The sequence below is a fragment of the Streptomyces sp. NPDC041068 genome, assembly GCF_040647455.1.
Lineage (GTDB): Bacteria > Actinomycetota > Actinomycetes > Streptomycetales > Streptomycetaceae > Streptomyces.
The window spans coordinates 218,697-241,828 of the sequence record NZ_JBEZCG010000009.1 but is presented as its reverse complement, the minus strand read 5'-3'; the positions used below and the strand labels follow the sequence as shown (position 1 = coordinate 241,828).

Here is a 23,132-nt window from a genome sequence, read left to right as displayed (position 1 = left end):
TCGCTGACGAGGCCCGAGCCCGGCGTGCTTCCGTGTTCGCCGCCGGGCGCGGGCCTCCCGTACTGGGAGACATCAGATGTCCACGTCCGGCACCGACCGGCTCACCCGGACCACCGTCTTCGCGCCGCGGCTCGACGCCCTGCTGCGTGACCACCGCGGCGGGGACGTGTTCCGCCTGGACGCCGACACCATGGGCGTCGCCGGGCACGACCTGACCGACCGGATCCTCGCCGCGAGGCCGGCCACCGAACGCGAACGCCCGACCTTCAAGCCCCTGCACGGACGCTCCATCCCCCGCACCGAGGCGTCCACCGTCATGCAGGCCATCGGCCGCGACGTGCGCGCCGCGCTGAAGAAACCCGCACCGCGCGGCGTCGACCTGTCGGGGGAGTGGCCGCACGTCGGCCACGTGTATCTGCGCGATCTGATCCTCGGCGCCGACCCGTACCGGCTGCGCATCCTCATGGACCGCACCCTGGAGCTGACGCCCAAGCTGACCTGGACCGTCATCGCCACCGGCGCCGCCCTGCCCGGCAGGCTCCGCCCGGGGGCGCCCGTCACCAGCATCGCGGGGCTGACCGCGAACGCGAAGAACTACAGCGACCGGCGCTACGCGATGGGCATGTACCGGCGGGCCGCCGCCCCGGTCTGCTTCACCGTCTCCACGCTCGTCGCCAACGCCTACTGGCTCGGGGCGCCCTTCGACGACGGGACGCCGAACGAGCCGATCCTCTACGAGTCCATGCGGCTGCTGCCCCCGTCCTGGAACATCCTGCGCAACGCGTCCCCCGAGTACCCGGCCCTGGACGCCCGCATCGGCGCGGGCGACGACGTCCTGCTCCTTCCGCTGCTCAGCCACCGCGCCCCGGCGCTCTGGGACGACCCCGAGGAGTTCCGTCCCGAGCGCTGGGCCACGCTCGACCCCGACGACCTCCCCGGGTACCTGCCCTTCGGCCATGCCTCCGAGCGCTGTTGGGGGCGGCACATGGTGATGCCGCTGGCCGGAATGCTGCTGGACGCGATGCGCGCCGCGGACCTGACGGTCGACCCGGCGCAGACCAGTGCGAAGGTGCCGCTCGCGGGGCTGCTCGGGGTCGACAAGGTGCGGCTCGTGCGGGAGAGCGGGGCGGGGCACCGCTAGCGGGTGGGAGCGATCCGAGAGGCGGCGTCGCGACCCCGGCGGGCGGCGTCGCGGCGGAACAGGGCCGTCCACAGGAAGGGCTCGCCGAAGTGGGGCGAGTCGGCCGCCTCGTCCCGCATGCGGCGCACCTCGACCTCCGTCAGGTCGCGGAAGATGCCGCGCAGCGACTCCGCGGTGTAGGCGAGGCCGCCGCGCAGTCCGCCCCCGCGGTAGAACTCGGCGTCGTCCAGCTCGGACCCCATGCCCCGCTCGCCCGCCGCGAAGCAGGTGAGGGAGAAGTGGCCGCCGGGCGCGAGGGCGCGGTCGACGAGGGCCAGATAGCCGACGCGGCGGTGCGGCGGCAGGTGGTGGAAGCAGCCCGAGTCGTGGATCAGGTCGTAGGGGCCCGTCAGTTCGGTCGCCGTGGGGTCGAAGGCGTCGCCGCGGTGGAACCGCACGCGGGCTCCGGCCTCGCGGGCCCGGTCCTCGGCCCAGGCGACGGCGGTCGGTGACAGGTCGACGGCGTCCACGTCGAAGCCGAGCGAGGCGAGGTGGAGGGCGTTGCGGCCGGGGCCGCAGCCCAGGTCGAGGGCGCGGCCCGGCGTGACGATGCCGCGCTCCACGTACGAGACAAGGCTTTCGTCCGGCTTCGCGACGAAGAACGGCACCGGCTTGTCGCGGTCCGCGTAGAACCCGTCCCACCAGGCGGCGCCGTCGGTCGTCCAGCGGTCGGCCTCCGGTGCGAACAGGCCGTCGAGAAGTCTCATCACATCGTCCGTCGTGCGGATGTCGCGGTTCATCAAGTCCCCTTTCGCGAAGGGGAATTGTAGGTCTGGATGCGGAGAAGAGCCCAGGTCGGAGGCGCTCTGCGAGCCCCTTCGGGAAGCCGCCGACGGGCGCCGGCCGACCTGTCACGAGGGCCGGGAACCCACCCCTCCACCCCACCCCCGAGGAGCCGCCGGCACACCCCCACGGGGCCGTCAGGGGCCCCTCCGCGGCTCCGCCGACGAGGCTTGTTCACGCGAAGTATCCCCAGAAGTAATCCCAGCTGGTTTTATGTGCGAGCGCCGCACCGGCGGCAGCATCCGCACCACCCGTCACAGCACCAACAACCCCCCACCCTCAGGAGTTTCCGTGCCGTACGCAGCGCTGCGCAGGACCCACGCGGCCGCGATCACGACCGTGCTCGCCGCCGCCACGCTCGCCGCCGTCACCCCCGCAGCGACGGCGGCCGACGCCGCCCCCGCGGCCACGCCCTCGCTCAAGGTGCTCACGTACAACACCTTCCTGTTCAGCAAGACGCTGTACCCGAACTGGGGCCAGGACCACCGCGCCAAGGCGATCCCGGCCGCGGACTTCTTCCAGGGCCAGGACGTGGTCGTGCTCCAGGAGGCCTTCGACAACTCCTCGTCCGACGCGCTGAAGGCGAACGCCAAGGATCGCTACCCGCACCAGACCCCCGTGATGGGGCGGAGCAAGGACGGCTGGGACGCCACCGGCGGCGCGTACTCCTCGGTGACGCCGGAGGACGGCGGCGTGACGGTCCTGAGCAAGTGGCCGATCGTGCGCAAGGAGCAGTACGTCTACCAGGACGCGTGCGGCGCCGACTCCTACTCCAACAAGGGCTTCGTCTACGCCGTCCTGGACGTGAACGGCACCAAGGCGCACGTCGTGGGCACGCACGCCCAGTCCACCGACCCGGGCTGCGGCAGCGGCGAGGCCGCGGCCACGCGCGCCAAGCAGTTCAAGGAGATGGACGCCTTCCTGGCCGCCAAGAACATACCGGCGGACGAACAGGTCCTCGTGGCGGGCGACTTCAACGTCGACTCGCACAGCTCCGAGTACGCCTCGATGCTCACCGACGGCGGCTTCGCCCCGGCCGACACCCGCACCGGCCACCCGTACTCCTTCGACACCCGGGACAACTCGATCGCCGCCGAGCGCTACCCCGACGACCCCCGCGAGGACCTGGACTACGTCCTCCACCGCAAGGGCCACGCCCGCCCCGCGAGCTGGACCAACGACGTCATCAAGGAGCAGAGCGCTCCCTGGACGGTCTCCAGCTGGGGCAAGCAGTACACGTACACGAACCTTTCGGACCACTACCCGGTGATCGGCCGCTGATCACCTGCCCCGCTGCCCGGACCGCCTGTTGGTCCGGGGGCTTGGTGGCTTCAACCTCACGTACGCATTTCGGTACCACTGGCGTGACGGGGGAAGTCGTATGGGGGCCATCGGCCACGGGATTGGCATGTGTCGGATCTGGAGAAGGATCCGACGCCGGGTGATCCGCAGCGGGTGCGCAGACTCGCCGAGGACCTGCACGACTTCGCCGATGATGTCGGCAGGGTGCTGCGGGACATCAAGGGGGTGGCGGGTGAGGACGCGATCCTGCGGTGGGCGGGGCAGACCGCGGAGGCGTTCACGGAGAAGTTCGAGGACGCGCCCGACAATCGGAAAGGGCCTGAAGGCCCTTGGTAAGACCGGGCTCAAGGGCATGGCTGCGGGAGTCAAAGGCCTCGGCAAAGGGATGCGGTCCACGGGCCGCCAGATGAAGAGTCCGTTCACCCGGGGCGACCCGATCGACATGGCCACCGGCGAGATGGTCATGTCCGCCACCGATGTGCTCCTGCCCGGGGTCCTGCCACTCGCCGTCGAGCGCCACCATCGCAGCGGAGTGCGCACTGGACAACCCGCTGGTGTGGAGCGACCAGCTGGGTTTGGCCCCGTGCGGGCCGGAGATCGTCAACCACTACCGTGGTGCCTCCCAGCGCACGCCCGGCGGACAGCGTCCGGCAGTTGAGAATGGCGCTCGGCCGTCGGGGGATGTCGGTGGAGGACTACGACATCGTGCACGTGCCGCAGATCGACGGACCGCTCGGTCCGGCCTTCGGCAACAGCCCTCACACCTCGGACGGCTTCCCGATGCGCGGCCCTCGCGGCCGTCCAGTCATCGAGATCTCCGACCTCGGCCTTCGGGACATGGACGAGGCGGTGAGTACAGTCTTCCACGAGACCATGCACCACCATCAGCAAGCGGCACGCCGTGGAATGCAGGACGCCCACAATGGGAGGGCCTACATCACGACCCCGGGCGACGAGGACCAGGGTGAGCGGGTCTGCCCCGCGTGTGAGGAGACGGCCGTGCGGACGTATGTCTACCGCAGCCGTCTCCGGGCCCGGCCCACGCTCATCAGTTACATGTGGTGCGCCGTCTGCCGTCGGTCCAAGGGCTGGACCGGGCCCGATCTCGGGACCTTCGACTTCACCGATCCGCTCGGGGAGCTGACCGGCGAGGAGCGGGTGGAGTTGGCGAAAGGGGGCGGGCTGTTCCGGCGGCTCGACGAGCTGTGGGAAGCGGGGCGGCTGCCTCAGCGGTTCATCCTTTCCTGAAGGCGGCCTCGGGTATTTCTTCCGTGCGCAATTCGGGCGACCGCCGCGCGGCGGTCGCCCTGTCGCGAGGAAGCGGCGCGGAGAGTGGGGGATCGCCCTGTCCTTGTGCGCTGCGCCCGCGTCGTCCGCTGTGAGTATCCGTGCCGGCTTTCATCGTTCTGCTGTCCCTGCTGTTCGTATGGGCCCTCGTGTCGGGCCGTCTGACCCGCTGGAGCATCACCGCGCCGATCCTCTTCGTCGTCGCGGGCATGGTGCTCACCCGGGGCGCGAATCCCGCCGTGCCGCTCGACCTGGAGGCGCACAGCTTCGAGCGGGCCGTCGAGATCGTGCTCGCCGTGATGCTGTTCATGGACGCCACCGAGGGCCGCACCTACGAACGCCTGGGCAAGTCCGTGGGCGAAGGCCGGCTGCTCGGCATCGCGCTGCCCGCCTCCGCCGCCCTGGCCACCCTCCTCGGCGCGCTCGTCTTCCCCGGCACCGACTGGTGGCTGCTCGCGGTGGCCGCGCTCGTGGTCATGCCGGTCGACCTCGCACCGGTCGCCGGGTTCCTGCGCGATGAGCGGGTCCCGCTGCGGGTCCGGGCGGCCCTGAACATCGAGGGCGGCTTCAACGACGGACTCGTCTCCCCCCTGTTCCTGTTCTGTGTGGCCAACCTGGCCACCGCACACGGCAGTACGTTCTCCGAACTGCTGTGGAACGTCTTCGAGGGAGCCGCCCTGGCCGTCGTGGTCGGCAGCCTGCTGGGCGGAGGTGCCGCATGGCTCGTGCACCACGCCCACGAGAGCGGCTGGGCCCGTCCCACGGCTCTGCGGACCGCGAGCCTTGTCCTGCCGTTCCTCGTCTACGCCACCGCCACCGTCGTCGGCGCCAATGGATTCGTCGCGGCCTTCGTCGCCGGGCTGTGGTACGCCACCACCGCCCACGCCGTCGCCGAGGACAACCTGGGACTGGTGCACGAGGTCGGTGAGTTGATGGCCTACGCCGTGTGGTTCACCCTCGGGAAGCTGGCCGCGGACACGTTCGCCGACGGTGTCTCCGCGCGTGTCGTCCTCTACGGGCTGCTCGCCCTGACCGTGGCCCGCTTCGTGCCGGTGGTGGCCTCCCTTGCGGGCACCGATTTCCCGCGGACCGAACGCGCGGCGATCGGCTGGCTCGGTGCCCGAGGCGTGACGTCCATCGTCTTCGCCCTGCTCGCCGTCATTCAGCTCCCGCCGGACGACGCCGAGTTCATCATCGGCGTCATGTGCGCGACGGTCCTGATGAGCATCGTCCTGCACGGTGTCACTCAAGAGCCCGTCGCCCGCTGGTTCGAGCGCGACGCCAGGACCGCACCGGGCACGCGCCCGACGGGCACCTGGCGCGGGCCGCGGACGAGGAGGCCGGGGCGGTAGGAGAGGGTGTCCGCGGGGGCGGCCAGGGTCAGGTCGGGCAAGGCCGTGAAGAGCAGAGGGAGGGCGATGGCCGCCTCCAGGCGGGCGAGGCGCGCGCCCAGGCACACGTGCGGGCCGTGCCCGAAGGCGAGGTGCGGGGCCGGGCGTTGGCGCTCCGTCAGGTAGCGCGCGGGGCGGAAGGCGTCCGGCTCCGGGTAGTGCGCGGGGTCGCGGTTGGCGGCGGCCAGAACGACGAGGACGGACGCCTGGTCCGGAACGACCACGCCCGCGCCCAGGTCCACCGGCTGGGTCGCGCGCCGCCAGGTCGCCCCCTCCAGCGGACTGGCGAAGCGCAGGGCCTCTTCGGTCACGGCGGCCCAGTGCCGCGGGTCGCCACCGAGGGCGGCGGCGCGTTCGCCGGGGTGGGTGAGCAGCAGCAGCGTCGCGGCGGCGAGCAGGTTCATGGTGGTCTCGTAGCCGGCGAAGAGCAGCAGAAAGGCCATGGCGATCAACTCGCCCTTGTCTGCCGCGGCTTCGCCGGGCTCGTGCGTGAGCCGGCTCAGCAGATCGTCCCCGGGGGCGAGCCGCTTGTACGCGATCAGCTCGTTGAAGTACGTGTACAGGTGCCCCCACGCCTCCTCCGCCGCGCCAGGAGGGAGCGCGTCGGCGGGGGAGCCCACACGGTAGGTCCACTCGCGCAGGTCCATGCGGTCGGACTCCGGCACGCCCAGCAGATCGGCGATGACGAGGACCGGCAGCGGGAAGGCGAACGCGTCCACCACGTCGGCCGTTCCGTCCCGTTCCATTCGCCCCGCCAGGTCGGACACCAGTGACTGGGCCAGCTCCTGTATCCGCGGGCGCAGGGCGTCCACGCGCGGCGGGGTGAACGCCTCGGCGGCCAGGCGGCGCAGCCGTCGATGGTCGGGGGCGTCGCGATTGAGCATGTGCTGGGCCAGGCACGCCTGGGCGCGCCGGGCAGGGGAGTCGGGTTTCGGACGGCCGACGGACGGCAGGGGAACGTTTGAGAACCTCGGGTCGGCCAGGACGGTCCGGGCGGTTTCGTATCCGGTGACGAGCCAGGCCTGGGTGCCATTGGCCAGTGTCACCCGGCTCGCCGGGCCTCGGGCGCGCAGCCGGGCGTAGAAGGGGTAGGGGTCACGGGCGAACGACGGGTCCGCGGGGTCCAGGACATCGGGCATGCCCCTCATCCTCATCGCGCCCCCGCCGATACGGAGGCGGCCCCAGAACCAGGACTGGCATCCGTGAATTGTATGAACCGCACAACAGTCGGGTCGACTTCGCCCCGTCTTCCGGCGGCGAGGCCGGTAAGCGATGGCAGACCTGGTCAACCGGTCGGTGCCGAGCGGTCCTCGCCCGTCACCCCTCGGCCAGCAAACTCCGCCTGCTCTCGGCCACGTCGAAGTCGGCCTTCGGGTACTGCGGGTCGAGCTCCTCCAGGTGTTCCAGGAGGAGCTTGCTGATCGCCCAGTTGCGGTACCACTTGCGGTCCGCCGGGATCAGGTACCAGGGGGCCTGTGGTGTGGAGCAGCGCTCCAGGGCCAGTTCGTAGGCCTCCTGGTACGCGGGCCACAGCGCGCGCTCCTCGATGTCGCCCGGGTTGAACTTCCAGTGCTTGTCCGGGTTGTCGAGGCGTTCCAGCAGTCGGCGCCTCTGTTGTTCGTACGAGATGTGCAGGAAGCACTTGACGATCGTGACGCCGTCGTCCGCGAGGGACTTCTCGAAGCGGTTGATCTGGGCGTAGCGGCGGCCCAGTTGGCTGCGCGGGGCCAGCTCGCGGACGCGGGCGATCAGGACGTCCTCGTAGTGCGAGCGGTCGAAGATGCCGATCTCGCCGGGTTGGGGGAGTGCCTTCATGATGCGCCAGAGGAACGGGTGGTTCTGCTCCTCGGGAGTCGGTGCCTTGAAGGCCTTGATGCGGCAGCCCGAGGGGTTGAACAGGCCGATGACGTGTTTCACCGTGCCGCCCTTGCCGCTGGTGTCCATGCCCTGCAGGACCAGGAGGAGGCGGCGGCGGTCGCCTGCCGTGCTCGCCGCGTACAGGCGTTCCTGGAGGTCGGCCAGGCGTTCACCCATCCGGGCGGTCGCGGCGAGCCCCGCGAGCTTGTCGGAGGGGCCCGCGGGGGTCGCGGCGGCGTCGTAGGAGGAGAGGTCGACCCTCTCTCCCTCGGGGATGCGCAGCAGGTCGGTGAGGAGGGGCGGGGCCGCCGCCTTCTCGGCGGCTCTCTCGGTGCCCTTGCCCTTGCCCTTCTTCTTCTCGGCCTTGCCGTCCTTCTTGGCGCCCTTGCCGTCCTTCTTGGCCTTCGCCACCGCGCACCCCTTCCGGTCGTGTCCCTCGATCGTGCGATGAGGGCCGACGGGGCGCTACTTGTGCCAGGGCCCCGTCACCGCGAACGTCGTGCCGGGCGTGTAGCAGTTCACGTACATCGTGTCGTGGTCGGGGGAGAAGGCGACGCCCGCGAACTCTCCCCACTCCGGCTTCTCGGGGGTGCCGATGTTCTGCCGGTTGCGGGCCATCGCGTAGACCTCGCCGCCCCGGGTGAGGCCGTACACGTGCTGCGCCCCGTCGCCGTCCTCGCACACCATCAGGCCGCCGCTGGGCGCCAGGCAGATGTTGTCGGGGGACTCGCCGGGCAGCTGGATGTCGGTGCTCGGGCCGAAGACGATGACGAGGGTGAGTCGGCGCCTTGACGGGTCGTACCGCCAGATCTGCCCGAAGTGGTCACCCGCCGAGCCCTCCGCGCTGTGCGCGAAGGAGGAGACGAAGTAGACGGACGAGCCGCCCCAGTAGCAGCCCTCCAGCTTCTGCGCGTGGGTGATGCCCTTGGGGCCGAAGTCCTGCAGGCGGATGGGGGTTTGGGCCGCGAGCGGGTCCGGTACGTCGACCCATTCGACGCCGTCGAAGGACGCGCCCGTCTCCTGGATCGAGGACAGGTCGGGCACGCCCGGCACCCGCATCGCCTGCAGCTTGCCGCCCGCGCGCAGCGAACCCCGGCCGCCCGCGGGCTTGTCGGGCAGGAAGCGGTAGAAGAGGCCGAAGGGCTTCTGGAAGGCGTCCTCGGTCTCGTAGACGACGCCGCGCTTCGGGTCGACGGCGATCGCCTCGTGCTGGAAGCGGCCCATCGCGGTGAGCGGCACGGCTCCGGTGCGGTGCGGGTCGACCGGGTCGACCTCGAAGATGAAGCCGTGGTCCTTGGTGTAGCCGTTAGTGCCGGCCTTGTCCTCGGTCTCCTCGCAGGTGAGCCAGGTGCCCCAAGGGGTGGGCCCGCCCGCGCAGTTGACCGCGGTCCCCGCGATCCCGACGCGCTCGCCGATGACGTTGTTTCTCCGGTCGAGCGCGAGCGTCGTACAGCCGCCCTTGGCCATCGGGTCGTACGTGAGGCCTTCGACCGTCGGCACGCCGATCTTGCCGGTGACGCGGTTCTCGTGGTTGCGCACGAGGTGGACGCCGCCGTGCCTGCCGCGGAAGGCGGCCATGCCGTCGTGGTTGCTGGGGACCTTGCCCTCTCCGGAGCGGAGGTCGTCGCCTTCGCGGGAGAGCACTTTGTAGCGGAACCCCTCGGGCAGGTCGAGCAGGCCCTTGGGGTCGGGGACGAGGGGGCCGTATCCGGCCTTTCCGTGCGCGGCGGCGGTGCCCGCGAAGAGTTCCGAGAGCGCGCCGGTGAAGGCGATTCCCGCGCCCAGCGCACCGGTGCGGGCAAGAACCTGACGTCGTGTGGCAGACATGATGGGCAACCTCCTGCTGGCGGACAGGAATGTGACCGGATGTGTGTACCACGCGCCTTGGCGGTCGGGAACCACGCGCGTAGCTTCCGTTTTACGCGTTCTTTTGCGTACCGCTGTGCGCGTCCTGTACGTGCCTGTACGTGTGTCGTGCCCTGCCGGGAGTTACCCGTCCACGAGCCCCTTGGCGTCCCGCGCGAGCGCCGTGAGCCGGGAGATGGCCCGGAAGTACTTCTTGCGGTACCCGCCGTTCAGCATGTCCTCGCTGAAGAGCTTGTCGAAGGGCACGCCGGAGGCGAGCACCGGCACCTCTCGGTCGTACAGCCGGTCGGCGAGCACCACAAGGCGCAGGGCGGTCGACTGGTCGGGCACCGGCGTCACGTCGGTGAGGCAGACGGCGGTGAGCCCGTCCGTCAGCGCGCCGTACCGACTGGGGTGGACCTTGGCCAGGTGCGCGAGCAGGTGCGGGAAGTCGTCGAGCGAGGCGCCGTCGGTCGCGTACGCCGCCTTGGTGACCTGCTCGTCCGAGTACGGGGCGGGGGCCTCCGGCAGCCCGCGGTGGCGGTAGTCCTGGCCGTCGATGCGCAGCGCCTTGAAGTGGGCGGAAAGGCCCTGGATCTCCCGCATGAAGTCCGTGGCCGCGAACCGGCCCTCGCCGAGCTTGCCCGGCAGCGTGTTGGAGGTGGCCGCGAGCGCCACGCCCTGTTCGACGAGCTTGGCGAGCAGGGAGGAGACCAGGACCGTGTCGCCCGGGTCGTCGAGCTCGAACTCGTCGATGCAGAGCAGCCGGTGGCCGCTGAGGGTGCGCACGGTCTCCTGGAAACCCAGTGCGCCGACGAGGTTCGTGAGCTCGACGAAGGTGCCGAACGCCTTCTGCTCGGGCGCCGCGGGCGTCGCGTGCCAGAGGGAGGCGAGGAGGTGGGTCTTGCCGACGCCGTAGCCACCGTCGAGGTAGACGCCGCGGGGGCCTGTGGGGGCGGCCGGCTTCTTCTGGAACCAGCGGCGCTTTCCCGCACCGGAGGCGTGCGCTCCGCCGAGGCCCGCAGCGAAGCCGCTCAGGACGCGGACCGCCTCGGTCTGGCTGGGCTGGTTCGGGTCCGGGATGTACGTATCGAACCGGACCGAGTCGAAGCGCGGCGGCGGCACCATCTCGGCGACCAGACGGTCGGCGGGGACGCGCGGCTCGCGGGCGCACAGGGACTGCGGCCCGACGTCGGCTATGGGACTTGGCCCGGAGGCTGTGGTGCAGGACGACACAGTTCCTCAGTTTAGGGGGCGTGCAAGACTGCGGACATGCGACGCCTGTTCCCTGTGACCGACCAGACAGCCGACCGGACGGACCCCCGGACGGAGGACCGGACACATGACCGGAGGAACAACCGGACGGATGACCGGAGGAACAACCGGACGGACGAGACGGCCGACCGGGAGTGGAGCCTCGACGAACTGGCCGACGCCTACGCCTACCCCTCGGGGGAGGCGACCTGGCTGCGGGCCAACATGGTCTCCACGCTCGACGGCGCGGCCCAGCACGACGGTCGCTCCCAGCCCATCTCCAGCGACACGGACATGCGGATCTTCGGGACCCTGCGCGCCCTCGCGGACGTCGTGGTGGTCGGTGCGGAGACGGTCCGCAAGGAGGGCTATCGCCCGCCGCGCGCGCGTGAGGCCTTCGCGGAGCGCAGGGCCGCGGCGGGGCAGACCCCGGCGCCGGCCATCGCGGTGGTCAGCGCAAGCCTTGACCTGGACTTTTCGCTTCCGCTCTTCGTCTCGCCCCTGACGCCCACGTTCGTGGTGACGGGGGCCGCGGCGCCCGCCGACCGTGTCGAGGCGGCCGCCAAGGCGGGTGCCGTCGTGGTGGTCGCGGGCGAGGGCGCGACCGTGGAGCCGGGGCGGGTGGCGCCCGCGCTGGCCGAGCGGGGTCTTACCCGGCTGCTCACGGAGGGCGGGCCCCGCATGCTCGGCCAGTTCGTGGCGGCAGGGGCACTGGACGAGCTCTGTCTGTCGGTGTCGCCGATGCTGGCCGCGGGGGACGCGCAGCGGATCTCGGTCGGGCCCGCGCTCGAGGTGCCGGAACGATTCGTACTGGCATCCGTACTGGAGGAGGCCGGGTTCCTCTACACCCGATACCGTCGTACCTGACAATCGGCGGAATCAGCCGTTCCGTTTGGCTTCGGCTGGGCACACTAGATCTCGCAGACCCCGTGCGGGCACGGGGCAGGATGGTTTCCGCAAGGGCCTCACGACGGCCCACGGATGAGAAGGGCGCCTGGCGTGTTCACAAGCGTATTGATGATCGAGAAGGCCCTGACGTCCGCCGACGTGGAGTTCGTCACCACCTTGCACGGGGACGAGCCCGTCACCTTCCACGTGCTGCTCCAGCCCAGGGGCGACCAGGCGGACCGGCTGCTCAGGGCCATCGACGACGTCGCCCTCGGCGAGCTCGACGAGGCGGCGCGCGAGGGCGAGACCCCCGAGGGGCAGGACGCGAAGGGCCCCGGCGAGCAGGCGCTCCAGGTCTCGCTCACGGCGTTGCGGGCGGCCGGCTGCGCGGCGCAGGGGCGGCTCATCGAGGACCACCCGCTGGACGCCCTCAAGAGCCTGGTCGACGACGCGGACGCCGACGAGGTGATCGTCCTGACCGACCCGCACTACGTGGAGGAGTTCTTCCACCGGGACTGGGCCTCGCGGGCGCGGCACAAGGTGGGCGTCCCTGTCCTCAAGCTGTTCTCGCACAGCGCGGTCGACGAGTAGGCGCTCCGCTGGATCGGGCGGTGCTGACGCTGCGGGCCCGACTGCGGCCGCGGGCCGTCCGTGGCTTGTCGCGCAGTTCCCCGCCCCCCCCTGACGGAGCGCGATACCAACCCCGCGGAGGCAATAGGCTGGGGCTGCTCGCACGTCGTACGACGTGACACTCGTCGCAACACCAGGGGAGACACACGCATGGCACCCGGCCTGCCCCAGTCCATGGCCGCCATGGACCGACCGCACTTCATCGGCATCGGCGGCGCCGGAATGTCGGGCATCGCGAAGATCCTGGCCCAGCGCGGCGCGAAGGTCGCGGGCAGCGACGCCCGTGACTCCGCCACCGCCGAGGCCCTGCGCGCGCTCGGCGCCACCGTCCACATCGGGCACGACGCCGCGCACCTCGCGCCCGACGCGACCTGCGTCGTCGTCTCCTCCGCGATCCGCGCCGACAACCCCGAGCTGGCCCGCGCCACCGAGCTCGGCATCCCCGTCGTGCACCGCTCGGACGCCCTGGCCTCCCTGATGGACGGCCTGCGCCCGATCGCCGTCGCCGGTACGCACGGCAAGACCACGACGACCTCGATGCTCGCCGTCACGCTCTCCACCCTCGGCCTCGACCCGTCGTACGCGATCGGCGGTGACCTGGACGCCCCCGGCACGAACGCGCTGCACGGCGAGGGCGACATCTTCGTCGCCGAGGCCGACGAAAGCGACCGCAGCTTCCACAAGTACACGCCCGAGGTCGCCATCGTCCTCAACGTGGAGCTCGACCACCACGCCAACTACGCGTCGATGGACGAGATCTACGAGTCCTTTGAGATCTTCGCGGGCAAGGTCGTCCCCGGCGGCACGCTCGTCATCTCGGCGGACCAGCCCGGCGCGGTCGAGCTGACCAAGCGCGTCCGGGACCTCGGGCAGCTCAAGGTCGTCACCTACGGCGAGTCCGAAACCGCCGACCTGCGCATCCACAAGATCACCGCGCGCGGTCTGACCAGCGAGGTCACCGTCCTGCTCGACGGCAAGCTGCTCACCTTCACCGTCTCGGTGCCCGGCCGCCACTACGCCAACAACGCGGTCGCGGCGCTCGCCGCGGGCATCGCGCTCGGCATCCCGTCCCGGAACCTGGCCGGCGCCCTGAAGTCGTACACCGGCGTCAAGCGTCGCCTCCAGCTCAAGGGCGAGGCCGCGGGCGTCCAGGTCATCGACTCCTACGCCCACCACCCCACCGAGATGACGGCCGACCTGGAGGCGATGCGCTCCGCCGCGGGCGAAGCGCGCATCCTCGTCCTCTTCCAGCCCCACCTCTTCTCGCGCACGCAGGAGCTGGGCAAGGAGATGGGCGAGGCCCTCGCCCTCGCCGACTCCTCCGTGGTCCTGGACATCTACCCGGCGCGCGAGGACCCGATCCCCGGCATCACCAGCGCCCTGATCATCGACGCCGCGCGTGCGGCGGGCGCCGAGGTGGTGGCCGCGCACGACAAAGCGGAGGCCGTGCGGACGATCGCGGGAATGGCGAAGCCCGGCGATCTCGTTCTCACCATGGGAGCGGGCGACGTCACGGACCTCGGCCCGCAGATCCTTGCCGAGCTGTCGAAGTAAGGGGTTCTGAGTCATGTCGTACGACGTGGAGAAGCCGGACGAGGAGTGGCGCGCGCAGCTGAGCCCCTCGGAGTACGCGGTCCTGCGCCAGGCGGGCACGGAGCCCGCGTTCGTCGGTGAGTACACCGACACCAAGACCAAGGGTGTCTACTCCTGCCGGGCGTGCGGCGCCGAGCTCTTCACCTCCGGCGAGAAGTTCGAGTCCCACTGCGGCTGGCCGAGCTTCTTCGACCCGAAGGACACCGACGCGGTCGAGCTGCTCCAGGACACGTCGCACGGCATGGTGCGCACCGAGGTGCGGTGCGCGCGCTGCGGCTCGCACCTCGGGCACGTGTTTGAGGGCGAGGGCTATCCCACGCCCACCGACCAGCGGTACTGCATCAACAGCATCTCGCTGCGGCTGACGCCGGACGAGGGCTGACGCCCGGCCGAGGCCGATGCCTGAGGTGGCCGATGCCTGACGTGGCCCGGGGCGCGGCTCAGCCGCCCAGGGCCACGCCGTAGCGGGTGCGGAGGCGGTCCAGCTCCCACCACGCCACGGCCGTCACCGAGAGCGGGCCGCCGATCAGGGCGCCGACCTGGATCAGGGGCGGTCCCGGCGGCGGGCCCGCCATGGCGAGGTTGATGATCGCGAGCTCCCACACCAGTACGCCGGCGAGGAGCGCGGGAAGGGCCGCGTGGACCCGCGTGGTGTTGAACGCGGTGCGCACGACCGTGCCGGAGGAGAACACATTTCGCCTTCGCGTACCGCGGTTTCAGCTCTCCTTCGACGTCGAACGGCCGGAAGCAGCGGACATTGGTCTCTTTCGGATTCGGCGGCTCGTCACTTCCGAGCCAGGAGGTCACGGCCCGGTTCGCGGTGCCGGTGGCGATGGTTGTCGCTCCGGCGAGAGTGATGGCGGAGGCGACTGAAGCTGCCCGCATCATCGTGCGTGACCGGCGGGGCGGATGGGGCCTTGGCTCACGGATATGCGCTGAACAGCGAGGCACGCCGATACCTTCCCGTACCGGCAGGGGGAAGTGAACAGGTCCGACCGAACGCCGAGAAGGGCCCGCGGGCGCCTGCTCCGCTCCGCCTCCACGGGGCGTCGACGCCTCACGCTCCCGCATGCACCAGACTCGACCACGTCCAGGGCCTGTCCCCGTGGCTGTGGCGCAGCGCGGTCACCGTGCGGTGCAGGGTGAGGGCCGCGGGGAGTGGGCCCGCGGTCGTCATCGCGGGGGCCAGGGAGCGGTGGAACAGTGCCGCCGCTTCGGCCGCGAAGGTGTCGCCCACCTCCCACAGCGTGGCCACCGACTGGGAGTAGCCCGCGAGTTGGAACGCGGAGGCGAGGTGGACGGCCTCGTCGGCCAGGGCGGGTGCGCTGCTGCCGCGCGCCGTGCCGCAGGCCGAGAGATAGGCGAGCTCGGCGTCGGCGAGGCGCAGCCCCGCGATGTCGTTGAGCCGCAGATCGCCGTCGGTGAGCAGCAGCCGGCTCGCGGCGACGTCCTCGGGGTCGCCGCCCGCGTGGCAGGCGAAGTGCACCACGGCCGCGCCCGGCAGCGCCTCGCGCACCGCGTCCCGGGTCGCGGCGGGCCCGATCAGCGGGGTGCCGCCGCCCGCCGCCACGGCCGCCGCCGCCTCGGTGACGGTGCGGTCGAGGCGGGCGTGCCCCGCGGTCTCCGGCACGGCCACGGCCAGCGTGCGGCGCCGCCCCGTCGCACGCGTCCTGGCCCTGCTGAAGAGCAGCGCGCGCAGGGTGGGTGTGTAGGAGGGCGCCACGCGGTCCAGGACGGCGGCGCCCTCCGGGTCCCGCTCCCCGTGGTGCCCCGCGGCGTGCAGGGGAAAGGAGTTGAGCACACCGGTGGGCGACCACCACAGGCGGGGCCAGGGCGTCCCGGGGGCCGGCGGTCCGGTGAACCCGAGGGCGTCGAGGACCGGTTCGGCGAGGACGTCCCACAGCCAGCCGAGGGTCCCGGTGAAGACCTCGCGGGAGTCCTCGTACAGCGGGTCGCGGCGGCCGTTGGTCAGCGCCTGCACCGCGATACGGAAGGACTCGGCCTGGGCCACCAGATCCGCGGCGTGCAGCTCGGGCAGCGCGATCGTGCGCAGCCCGTCCGGGCAGAGCGCCAGGGCGTCGCAGCGGGCCGGGTTCACGTTGACGCTGACGACGGGGCCTTGCGCGGCGGCCGGAAGCAGGTCGTCAAGGCCCAGGGGGAGCGGCGTCAAGAAGCGCTGGAATCCCGGGCGTTGCTGGAGGTCGTCGACCAGGTGCGCGGCGTCCTCTGCGGCCGCGCGGTACTCCGCCTCGTCCTCCGGTGTGGGCCAGCGGCCCGCTTCCACGTCCGGTGTCAGGTCGCGGACCCGTTGCAGCGCGGCGCGCAGCCGGGCGTGCGCCTTGGCGTCGGCGCCCTGCAGCTGCTCCAGCTCCCTGCGGGCGTTGAGCGCTCCGGAGAGCAGGTGTGAGCGGCCGTCCTCCAGGGCTTCCAGGGCGGCGACGCCGTCGTGGCGGTCGAGCGCGGAGGCGGCGTTGTCGGAGGCGAGGCGGGTGACGATGCTGGGGGAGCGGCCCTCCTGCGGCGGCTCGGGGCCCAGCAGGGCGGCGCGCTGGACGCGTGACATGGCGGCGGAGGTCCACTTCAGCAGCAGCATGGCGGTGCGCGGCGTGGGGTCGGGGGCGGCGGTCAGCTCGCGCGCGATGTCCTCGGCCTCGTCGAGGTCGGCCTGCTCGGACCACAGGGTGTGGCGTGTGAAGAGGTTCATGGCCAGGGAGACGCGGGCCTCGGTGTGCTCCGGCGAGCCGGGGGCCAGGGCCGCCACGGAGCGGCGGCAGCCCTTCACCGACCGCTCCAGCGCGTCGATCCGGTCGAACGGTGACTCATCCGCGTACGACAACGCGGCGTGCGCGCCGAACAGTTCGGGCGTGACCCCGATCTCCTGGAGGAGGGCGGGCATCGTCTCCATCGACTCCCTCATCAGCGGCAGGGCCTCACGCATCGCCCGCAGCCGGGTCTTCTGGTCGCCCTGGGTGTGCATGGCCTTCAGCAGGAGCAGCATGCCGCGCATGTCCCGCAGGAAGCGGTGCTCCCGGCAGTCGGCGGGGATGCGCGGCCTCAACCGGTCGTGGACGTCCAGGAGTTCGTCGAGGGCGCCGGTGTCCACGGGGTGCTCGGGCGGTGCGCCCGACGGATCGGCCTCGCCGTCCAGGAACGCGGCCAGCGCGGCCGCCCGCTGCTCGTCGGGCAGCCTGGCGATGCGCTTGGCCTCCAGTTCCGCGGCCTTGGCGAAGACGTCGGCCACGCCGGTCCGGTCGCCGTACCCCAGGATCAGGTTGCCGAACTCCGTGAGCTCCGCGTCGCGGCTCGCGTCGGCGCGCGGGCCGAAGCCGAGCAGTTGCATCACGGCGGCCAGCGGGTGGTCGGCCCGCTCCCCGGAGAGCACGGGGCGCAGCATCTCGTCGATGGCCCGCTGGTCCTCCTCCTGCTCGGGCGTCAGTTCGGAGCGGGAGGAGAGCTCGCCCTTGAGCGCCGCCGCCTGGAACATCAGGGCCTCGACACTCCGGGTCCGCTCGGCGTCGCCGTCGAAGGCCGCCGCATGGTGCGTGAGCAGGTCCAGGGCCTCCTGCGGGCGGTTCGCCCCCACCAGGATCACCGCCAGGCGCAGCGTCACGTCCGGGTGGTCCGGGTGCCCCGACGGGGTGAGCGCGTGCAGGCGCCGCAGCGGCTCGACGGCCTCCTCGGCGCGGGCGGCGGCCTCGCGGCGGCCCTTCGGCGTGGCGCCGGTCAGCACGGCGTCGGCGAGCCGGTCGAGGCGTACGCGCAGCGTCTCGTGGTCGTCGTCCGCGGTGAGTTCCAGCGAGCGGCGCAGCGCCTGGACGGCCTCGTCGCGCAACGCGGGGTCCAACTCCCAGCCGTCGTCGGCGGACTTGGCGTACAGGGTGAGGGCGTAGCCGAGGTCCGCGTACATCTGGGGGAGGTTGTCGTCGATCTCGGTCGCCGTCTGCGTGGCGATGCGGAACATCGCGGCGGCTTCCGGGAACTGCGTGCGGTCCTTGGCGTGCGCGGCGGCGGTGAGCAGGGCGAGGCCGAGGCCGTTGGCGCAGCGGGCGTGGTTGGGGTGTGCGCGGGGCGTCGCCGAGAACGCCGCGCGCAGCACGGAGACGGCCTCGGCGGACTGCGCGGGGGAGGGTTCGCGGTCGGGCCCTGCGCCGCCGAGGAGCAGTGCGTAGCCGAGGTTGCAGCCCGCCAGCGCACGGTCGGGGCCCTCGGACGCCAGGTGCGGCAGGGCGCCGCGCAGGATGTCGGCCGACGCGCGGGCGGCCGCCGGGTACCCAAGGGTCAGGGTGAGTTCCAGGAGGAGCATCCCGAGGTTGGCGAGGGACTCGGCGTGCGCCTGGGCCGCCTGTTCGGGGGTGGTGGGGCGCAGGCCGTCGGGGCCGAGGACGTGGTCGAGTCCGGCGCGCAGGGGCGGTGGCAGGACGTCCGGCTGACCCGGCGGGTTGTAGTAGAAGGGGGCGAGCAGCAGGAGGGCGAGCCGTGCCTCGTGTTCGGTGGCGGGGGCGGCGGGTCGGTCGTCGGCGCGGCACAGGTACAACACGCCCAATGCGTACGCCACTTCGGCGTCGACTCCGTGGGTGGGGGCGCCGGTGGCGGTGCCCGCGGTCGCGCTGTCCGCCTGGCCGCCGCTCGCCTCGGGGCCGCCTTCGTCGACGACCATGACGAGATGGCGCAGCAGCAGCTCCGCGTCCCGCCCCGCCTCCTCCGTGTGCAGAGGGGCGTTGCCCGCGGGCCCGCCCACCGCGTCGACGCGGCCGCGCACCGCCCGCAGCAGCCGTTCGCGCTCGGCCGTCCGCCCGCCCGTGGGGTTCTCGCCCGCGTGTGAGGCGTGTGGTTCCGTCATCCTCGAAGCACCCCGTGTTCCGTGCCGGTCCGGTGGTCAGTGGTGCCGCGGCCCCGCTCCCTTGCGGAACCGCTCCGTGAGGGCCGCGCCGAGGCTCGGCCTGATGGGTCTGGTCTCCTCGTCGAACTGCTCGAAGAGCTCCTGGAGATGGACGTCGACCGCCGACTCGACGAGCTCGGCGTACTCCTCGGCCCGTTCGCGCCCGCGCCGCCACGCCACGAGCCCCGCACCGGCCCCGGCCACGGCGGCGGGCCACCACACCGCGCCGAGCAGGAGATACAGGGCGGACCAGCCGCCGAGCCGCATCGCCTCGTCGAAGCGCTGCCTCGACTCCGTGAGCGGCTGACGTGTGGTGTCGGGCAGCAGCAGCCACAACCGGGGCCAGGCGTCGGCGAGTTCGAGGCGGTACTCGCGGCGGGTGCGGTCGGCCGGGGCGTTCATGCGGTCGCCGGTCCAGGTCGGGGAGCGCGGCGGGCCGAGGGACAGCTGGTTGCGGTCGGCCTCCAACACCCCGAGCCGAGCGCCGAGTTCAGCGACGTGCGCCCGCCCTTCGGGTGTGTCCGCGGCGCTGTCCGCCTGGGCCTCGGCCAGTTCCAGGCGGGTGCTCAGGCAGGCCTCGTCCCGCTCCCGCCAGGCCGCGCGCCGTCTCTCGGTGAGTGCCCGGGCGAGGCGGTTCAGCGGCCGGGGCCAGCGGCCGAGCACCACGCGTTCGTACGGCCCCGCGAGCCCTTCGGCGAGCAGCCCGGCGGCGAAGGAGGCGGCGAGGACCACGAGCAGCAGCACCGCCGTCCGCGTCGAGCCCGATCCCGCCGCGGTCAGCTTGTCCAACTCGGCCCGCAGCAGGGCGAGATCGGACCAGTGGCTCTGGCGCAGGGTCAGCGCGGCGGCGGCGACCGCGGTGAACACGAGGCCGGGCATGACCAGCGTGGTGGCCCAGCGGTCGGCGAGGCGGCGGCCGAAGTCGGTGACGAGTCCGGTGAACACGCGCGGCCGCTCAGAGGCCGGCGACGAAGCGCAGCGTCAGGTCGAAGACGTCGCACACCGGCCGCTCGTCGCCGGCCGCGCGCTGTTCCTGGCGCCCGCAGACGTCCCGCGGGCAGACGTGGTGTCCCGGCAGGGCGTGCGGGGTGCCGTCCGGCACCCGGGGAGGCAGGGACCGGGAGACGCTGTCGTCGTCCGCCGGGCCCTCGTCCGCGGCGCGGGAGCCGAGGCCCAGCTGCGCCAGGAACTCCCCGACCGGCTCGCCCGCCCGCGCCGCCCGTACCGCGCTCTCGATCACCCTCCGCTTGGCCGCGCCGACCGGGCCCCGGTGCAGGGCGCGCAACCGGGGTAACTGTGAGCACAGAAGGGTCAGTTGATGACTCTGATCAGAAGGTGACAGCACGTCGTTCATGGTAGCGACGGGGTTCCGGCCGGGGAGCCGGAGCTGCCGGAATGTCAGCTCCGGCCTGTCGGAAAAGACACGCCGTTCGTCAGAACGTCAGCTTCCAACTGTTGATGTAGCCCGTGTCCTGCGCCGCCACGTCCTGGACCCGCAGCTTCCAGGCGCCGTTGGCCGCCTCGCCGGACGCGTCGACCGTGTACGTGGCGATGACGTCGTCCGCCGAGTCGTTGCCGCTGGAGTTCTTCAGGCGGTACGCCGTGCCGTCGGGCGCGAGCAGGTCGACGACGAGGTCGCCGCGCCAGGTGTGCCGGATGTCGACGTCCACCTTCAGCGTGGCGGGGGCGTTGCCCGTGCGGCCGGTCACGTTCACCGTCGATGTCACCGCGGCGCCGTTGTCGGGCACGGTGACGTCCGTGGTGTTCTCGTACGTGTCACCGGGCGGGACGGGGGTGTCCGTGCCGAGGGCCCACACCGTGTGCGCGATGGCGTCGCTGTTGCGGTCCAGGGCGGTGTCGTTGATGTTCGACGTGGTGTCGCAGGACGAGTGGTAGCAGCGGTCGAAGGACTGGCCCGCCGTGCCGCCCCACTTCTGGGCCTGGGCACTGGTCTTGGACCGCTCGGCGCCGCTGAACAGACCGCCGACCGGGATGCCCACGTTCTTGAACGGGGCGTGGTCGGAGCGGCCGTCGCCGTCGGTGTCGATCTCGGTGGGGACGTTGAGACCGGCGTAGTAGTCCTTGAGGGTCTTCTCGATCGTGGGGTCGTCGTCGTAGACGAAGTAGCCGGGGTTCGGCGAGCCGATCATGTCGAAGTTCAGATATCCGCTGATCTTCGAACGCTCGGTGGAGGGAAGGTTGTTGACGTAGTAGCGCGAGCCGACGAGGCCGATCTCCTCGGCGCCCCACCAGGCGAACCGCAGATGCTTGGTCGGCTTGAGCTGGGCGCGCGAGACGGCGAGGGCGGTCTCCAGGACGCCGGCCGAGCCCGAGCCGTTGTCGTTGATGCCGGGGCCCGACGAGACGCTGTCGAGGTGGGCGCCCGCCATCAGGACCTTGTTCGGGTCGCCGCCCGGCCAGTCCGCGACGAGGTTGTAGCCGGTGCCGCCGCTCGCCGTGAACTGCTGGACGGTGGTGGTGAATCCGGCCGCGTCCAGTTTGCCCTTCACGTAGTCGATGGAGGCCTTGTAGCCGGGCCGCCCGTGGGCGCGGTTGCCGCCGTTGGCCTGGGCGATGGACTGGAACTGGGAGAGGTGCGCCTTGACGTTGGCGAGGGGGATGTCGGGCGCCGCGAGCGTCGGGGAGGGCGCTGCGGTCGCGGGGGTGGCGGTGGCGAGCAGGCCGCCGATGGCCAGAGCGGCGGCACCGACGGCCGCCCGTCTCAAGAGGTTCATGTGGGGCTCCGTATTCCGAACAGCGTGAGGGACGGAACGTGCGAGGCGTCCTGCGACGCGGGTGTCGCAGGACGCCTTTGGAGCTGTGCGTTGCCTGATATTCGGGGTGGGGTGCCCCACCGTCAAGGGCGGAATCCGGTCACAATGCGGTCAGGAGCGTTCGTATATCGGACATCCTCAGAAGAACACCCCGCATCGCAGCAGCACATTCGCGTAAGGGCGGGCTTCGCCCGTCCTCACGATCAGGCGGGCCGCCGCCGAGAGCTCCTTGAGTTCCTCGTGCGGGACCAGGTCGAGCGCCGGGAGGCTCTCCCGCAGCAGGCCCGCCGTCGCCGGGTTCGCTTCCGTCACCTCGTGGGCCGCCGTGCCGCCCTCCACCACCAGCTCGGCGAGGAGGCCGTCGAGGACCTCGGCGAAGGAGGGGACCCCGGCGCGGAACGCCAGGTCCACCACGCGTGGGCCCGCCGGTATCGGCATCCCGGCGTCGCAGACCAGCACGGTGTGGCCGTGGCCCAACTCGGCCAGGGCGCCCGCGAGATGACGGTTCAGGATGCCCGACTTCTTCACGAGGCCGTGACCTGCGAAGCCGCCGGGGCCAGCTCCGACTCCGTCGGGTACGAGTCCTGCGCGCCCTTGCGGGTGACCGCCGCCGCACCCACCCGCACCGCGTACGCCGCCGCCGTCGCCAGGTTCTCGCCGAGGCCGAGCCGCCAGCCGAGCGCCGCCGTGAAGGCGTCGCCCGCGCCCGTGGTGTCCACCGCGTCCACCTTCGGGCTGGGGACCCGGACCACGTCATGGGTGTCCGCGGTGAGCGCGCCCTCGGCGCCCAGCGTGATCACCACCGAGCGCGGGCCGAGCGCCAGCAGACCGCGCGCCCAGTCCTCGGGGGTCTCGCCCGCGCCGTCGCCGAGGATCACGCGGGCCTCGTGCTCGTTGACCACCAACGGATCGCAGGCGGCGAGGACCTCGGCGGGCAGCGGGGCCGGCGGCGAGGGGTTCAGGACGAAGCGGGTGCCGGGCCGCAGCCCGCGGACCAGCTCGGCGACCGTGTCCAGCGGGATCTCCAGCTGGGTCGAGACGACCCGTGCCGCCGCGAGCAGACTGCCCGCCGCGCGGATGTCCTCGGGGGTCAGCCGGGCGTTGGCGCCGGGCGACACCACGATGCTGTTGTCGCCCGAGGGGTCGACCGTGATCAGCGCGACGCCGGTGGGCGCGCCGCCCACCAGGACGCCGACCGTGTCCACGCCCGCCGCGCGCTGCGCGTCGAGGAGGAGTACGCCGTGGGCGTCGTCGCCCACCCTGGCGAGCAGCGCGGTGCGGGCGCCGAGACGGGCGGCCGCGACCGCCTGGTTGCCGCCCTTGCCGCCCGGGTGGACGGCCAGGTCGGAGCCGAGGACCGTCTCACCGGGCGCGGGGCGTCGCTCCACGCCGACCACCAGATCGGCGTTGGCGGAGCCCACGACCAGGAGGTCGTAGTCGTTCATGCGGGGTTCCCTGCTTTCGTACGT

21 protein-coding genes and 1 pseudogene are annotated in these 23,132 nt (G+C 72.0%); 10 read left to right on the top strand and 12 right to left on the bottom strand.

Annotation, left to right across the window (positions count from 1 at the left end; all coding sequences use genetic code 11):
- The first annotated feature begins 76 nt into the window (after window positions 1-76).
- On the top strand, window positions 77-1,141 hold the full coding sequence (locus tag AB0B50_RS22365; RefSeq protein ID WP_362334485.1) for a cytochrome P450: 1,065 nt from the start codon (window positions 77-79) through the stop codon (window positions 1,139-1,141).
- On the opposite strand, the gene AB0B50_RS22360 is transcribed toward AB0B50_RS22365, so the two are convergent.
- Window positions 1,138-1,920 (bottom strand): class I SAM-dependent methyltransferase, encoded by a 783-nt coding sequence (locus AB0B50_RS22360; RefSeq protein ID WP_362334482.1) that lies wholly within the window; start codon window positions 1,918-1,920, stop codon window positions 1,138-1,140. The genes AB0B50_RS22365 and AB0B50_RS22360 overlap by 4 nt on opposite strands.
- Window positions 1,921-2,254: 334 nt before the next feature.
- Between AB0B50_RS22360 and sph the strand changes: the two genes are divergently transcribed.
- The 5 genes and pseudogenes from sph to AB0B50_RS22335 all read left to right on the top strand — a co-directional run bounded on the left by sph (window position 2,255) and on the right by AB0B50_RS22335 (window position 5,904).
- Complete coding sequence (gene sph, locus AB0B50_RS22355; protein WP_362334479.1) at window positions 2,255-3,244, top strand: sphingomyelin phosphodiesterase; 990 nt, start codon at window positions 2,255-2,257, stop codon at window positions 3,242-3,244.
- Window positions 3,245-3,373: 129 nt separating this feature from the next.
- Window positions 3,374-3,568 (top strand): annotated as a pseudogene (locus AB0B50_RS22350) (hypothetical protein); the annotation flags it as partial.
- Between the two features lie 49 nt (window positions 3,569-3,617).
- Entirely contained in the window at window positions 3,618-3,923 is a 306-nt protein-coding gene (locus AB0B50_RS22345; protein WP_362334476.1) for a DUF6531 domain-containing protein, read from the top strand.
- The gene (locus tag AB0B50_RS22340) at window positions 3,881-4,513 is read left to right on the top strand and encodes a hypothetical protein (protein ID WP_362334907.1); all 633 of its coding nucleotides are present in this window, start codon (window positions 3,881-3,883) and stop codon (window positions 4,511-4,513) included. Before AB0B50_RS22345 ends, AB0B50_RS22340 begins: the two co-directional genes overlap by 43 nt.
- A gap of 140 nt (window positions 4,514-4,653) precedes the next feature.
- Window positions 4,654-5,904: a cation:proton antiporter gene (locus AB0B50_RS22335; protein WP_362334473.1), complete on the top strand. Its 1,251-nt coding sequence runs from the start codon at window positions 4,654-4,656 to the stop codon at window positions 5,902-5,904.
- Here AB0B50_RS22335 and AB0B50_RS22330 read toward each other — a convergent pair.
- From AB0B50_RS22330 to zapE, 4 genes are all read right to left on the bottom strand, one after another.
- On the bottom strand, window positions 5,799-7,082 hold the full coding sequence (locus AB0B50_RS22330) for a cytochrome P450 (RefSeq protein ID WP_362334470.1): 1,284 nt from the start codon (window positions 7,080-7,082) through the stop codon (window positions 5,799-5,801). The two genes, AB0B50_RS22335 and AB0B50_RS22330, sit on opposite strands and share 106 nt — an antisense overlap.
- Window positions 7,083-7,260: 178 nt before the next feature.
- Complete coding sequence (locus AB0B50_RS22325) at window positions 7,261-8,085, bottom strand: PPK2 family polyphosphate kinase (protein ID WP_362334894.1); 825 nt, start codon at window positions 8,083-8,085, stop codon at window positions 7,261-7,263.
- A gap of 180 nt (window positions 8,086-8,265) precedes the next feature.
- Complete coding sequence (locus AB0B50_RS22320) at window positions 8,266-9,627, bottom strand: PhoX family protein (RefSeq protein ID WP_362334467.1); 1,362 nt, start codon at window positions 9,625-9,627, stop codon at window positions 8,266-8,268.
- A 162-nt stretch (window positions 9,628-9,789) separates the two neighbouring features.
- The gene (gene zapE / locus AB0B50_RS22315) at window positions 9,790-10,881 is read right to left on the bottom strand and encodes a cell division protein ZapE (RefSeq protein ID WP_362334464.1); all 1,092 of its coding nucleotides are present in this window, start codon (window positions 10,879-10,881) and stop codon (window positions 9,790-9,792) included.
- Window positions 10,882-10,917: 36 nt separating this feature from the next.
- Here zapE and AB0B50_RS22310 point away from each other — a divergent pair, with 36 nt between their 5' ends.
- The 4 genes from AB0B50_RS22310 (at window position 10,918) to msrB (ending at window position 14,392) form a co-directional block, all read left to right on the top strand.
- Window positions 10,918-11,766 (top strand): pyrimidine reductase family protein, encoded by an 849-nt coding sequence (locus tag AB0B50_RS22310; protein WP_362334461.1) that lies wholly within the window; start codon window positions 10,918-10,920, stop codon window positions 11,764-11,766.
- Window positions 11,767-11,916: 150 nt separating this feature from the next.
- Window positions 11,917-12,378: an indole-3-glycerol phosphate synthase gene (locus AB0B50_RS22305; RefSeq protein ID WP_362334891.1), complete on the top strand. Its 462-nt coding sequence runs from the start codon at window positions 11,917-11,919 to the stop codon at window positions 12,376-12,378.
- A gap of 189 nt (window positions 12,379-12,567) precedes the next feature.
- The gene (murC, locus tag AB0B50_RS22300; protein ID WP_362334458.1) at window positions 12,568-13,971 is read left to right on the top strand and encodes a UDP-N-acetylmuramate--L-alanine ligase; all 1,404 of its coding nucleotides are present in this window, start codon (window positions 12,568-12,570) and stop codon (window positions 13,969-13,971) included.
- A gap of 13 nt (window positions 13,972-13,984) precedes the next feature.
- A complete protein-coding gene (msrB, locus tag AB0B50_RS22295; protein WP_362334455.1) occupies window positions 13,985-14,392 on the top strand; it encodes a peptide-methionine (R)-S-oxide reductase MsrB in 408 nt (135 codons plus the stop codon).
- A 58-nt stretch (window positions 14,393-14,450) separates the two neighbouring features.
- Here the strand turns inward: msrB and AB0B50_RS22290 are convergent, their stop codons facing one another.
- The 7 genes from AB0B50_RS22290 to AB0B50_RS22260 form a co-directional block, all read right to left on the bottom strand.
- Window positions 14,451-14,702, bottom strand: coding sequence for a hypothetical protein (locus AB0B50_RS22290; protein WP_362334452.1), 252 nt, complete (start codon window positions 14,700-14,702; stop codon window positions 14,451-14,453).
- Window positions 14,703-15,067: 365 nt separating this feature from the next.
- Complete coding sequence (locus tag AB0B50_RS22285; protein WP_362334450.1) at window positions 15,068-18,850, bottom strand: CHAT domain-containing protein; 3,783 nt, start codon at window positions 18,848-18,850, stop codon at window positions 15,068-15,070.
- Between the two features lie 36 nt (window positions 18,851-18,886).
- Window positions 18,887-19,834: a hypothetical protein gene (locus AB0B50_RS22280; protein ID WP_362334447.1), complete on the bottom strand. Its 948-nt coding sequence runs from the start codon at window positions 19,832-19,834 to the stop codon at window positions 18,887-18,889.
- A gap of 10 nt (window positions 19,835-19,844) precedes the next feature.
- Window positions 19,845-20,174 (bottom strand): hypothetical protein, encoded by a 330-nt coding sequence (locus AB0B50_RS22275; RefSeq protein WP_362334444.1) that lies wholly within the window; start codon window positions 20,172-20,174, stop codon window positions 19,845-19,847.
- Between the two features lie 148 nt (window positions 20,175-20,322).
- Window positions 20,323-21,624: a M28 family metallopeptidase gene (locus AB0B50_RS22270; protein ID WP_362334441.1), complete on the bottom strand. Its 1,302-nt coding sequence runs from the start codon at window positions 21,622-21,624 to the stop codon at window positions 20,323-20,325.
- A gap of 177 nt (window positions 21,625-21,801) precedes the next feature.
- Complete coding sequence (gene rbsD / locus AB0B50_RS22265) at window positions 21,802-22,191, bottom strand: D-ribose pyranase (protein WP_362334439.1); 390 nt, start codon at window positions 22,189-22,191, stop codon at window positions 21,802-21,804.
- Window positions 22,188-23,108: a ribokinase gene (locus AB0B50_RS22260; RefSeq protein ID WP_362334436.1), complete on the bottom strand. Its 921-nt coding sequence runs from the start codon at window positions 23,106-23,108 to the stop codon at window positions 22,188-22,190. The genes rbsD and AB0B50_RS22260 overlap by 4 nt, the downstream gene beginning before the upstream one ends.
- Window positions 23,109-23,132 lie beyond the last annotated feature (24 nt).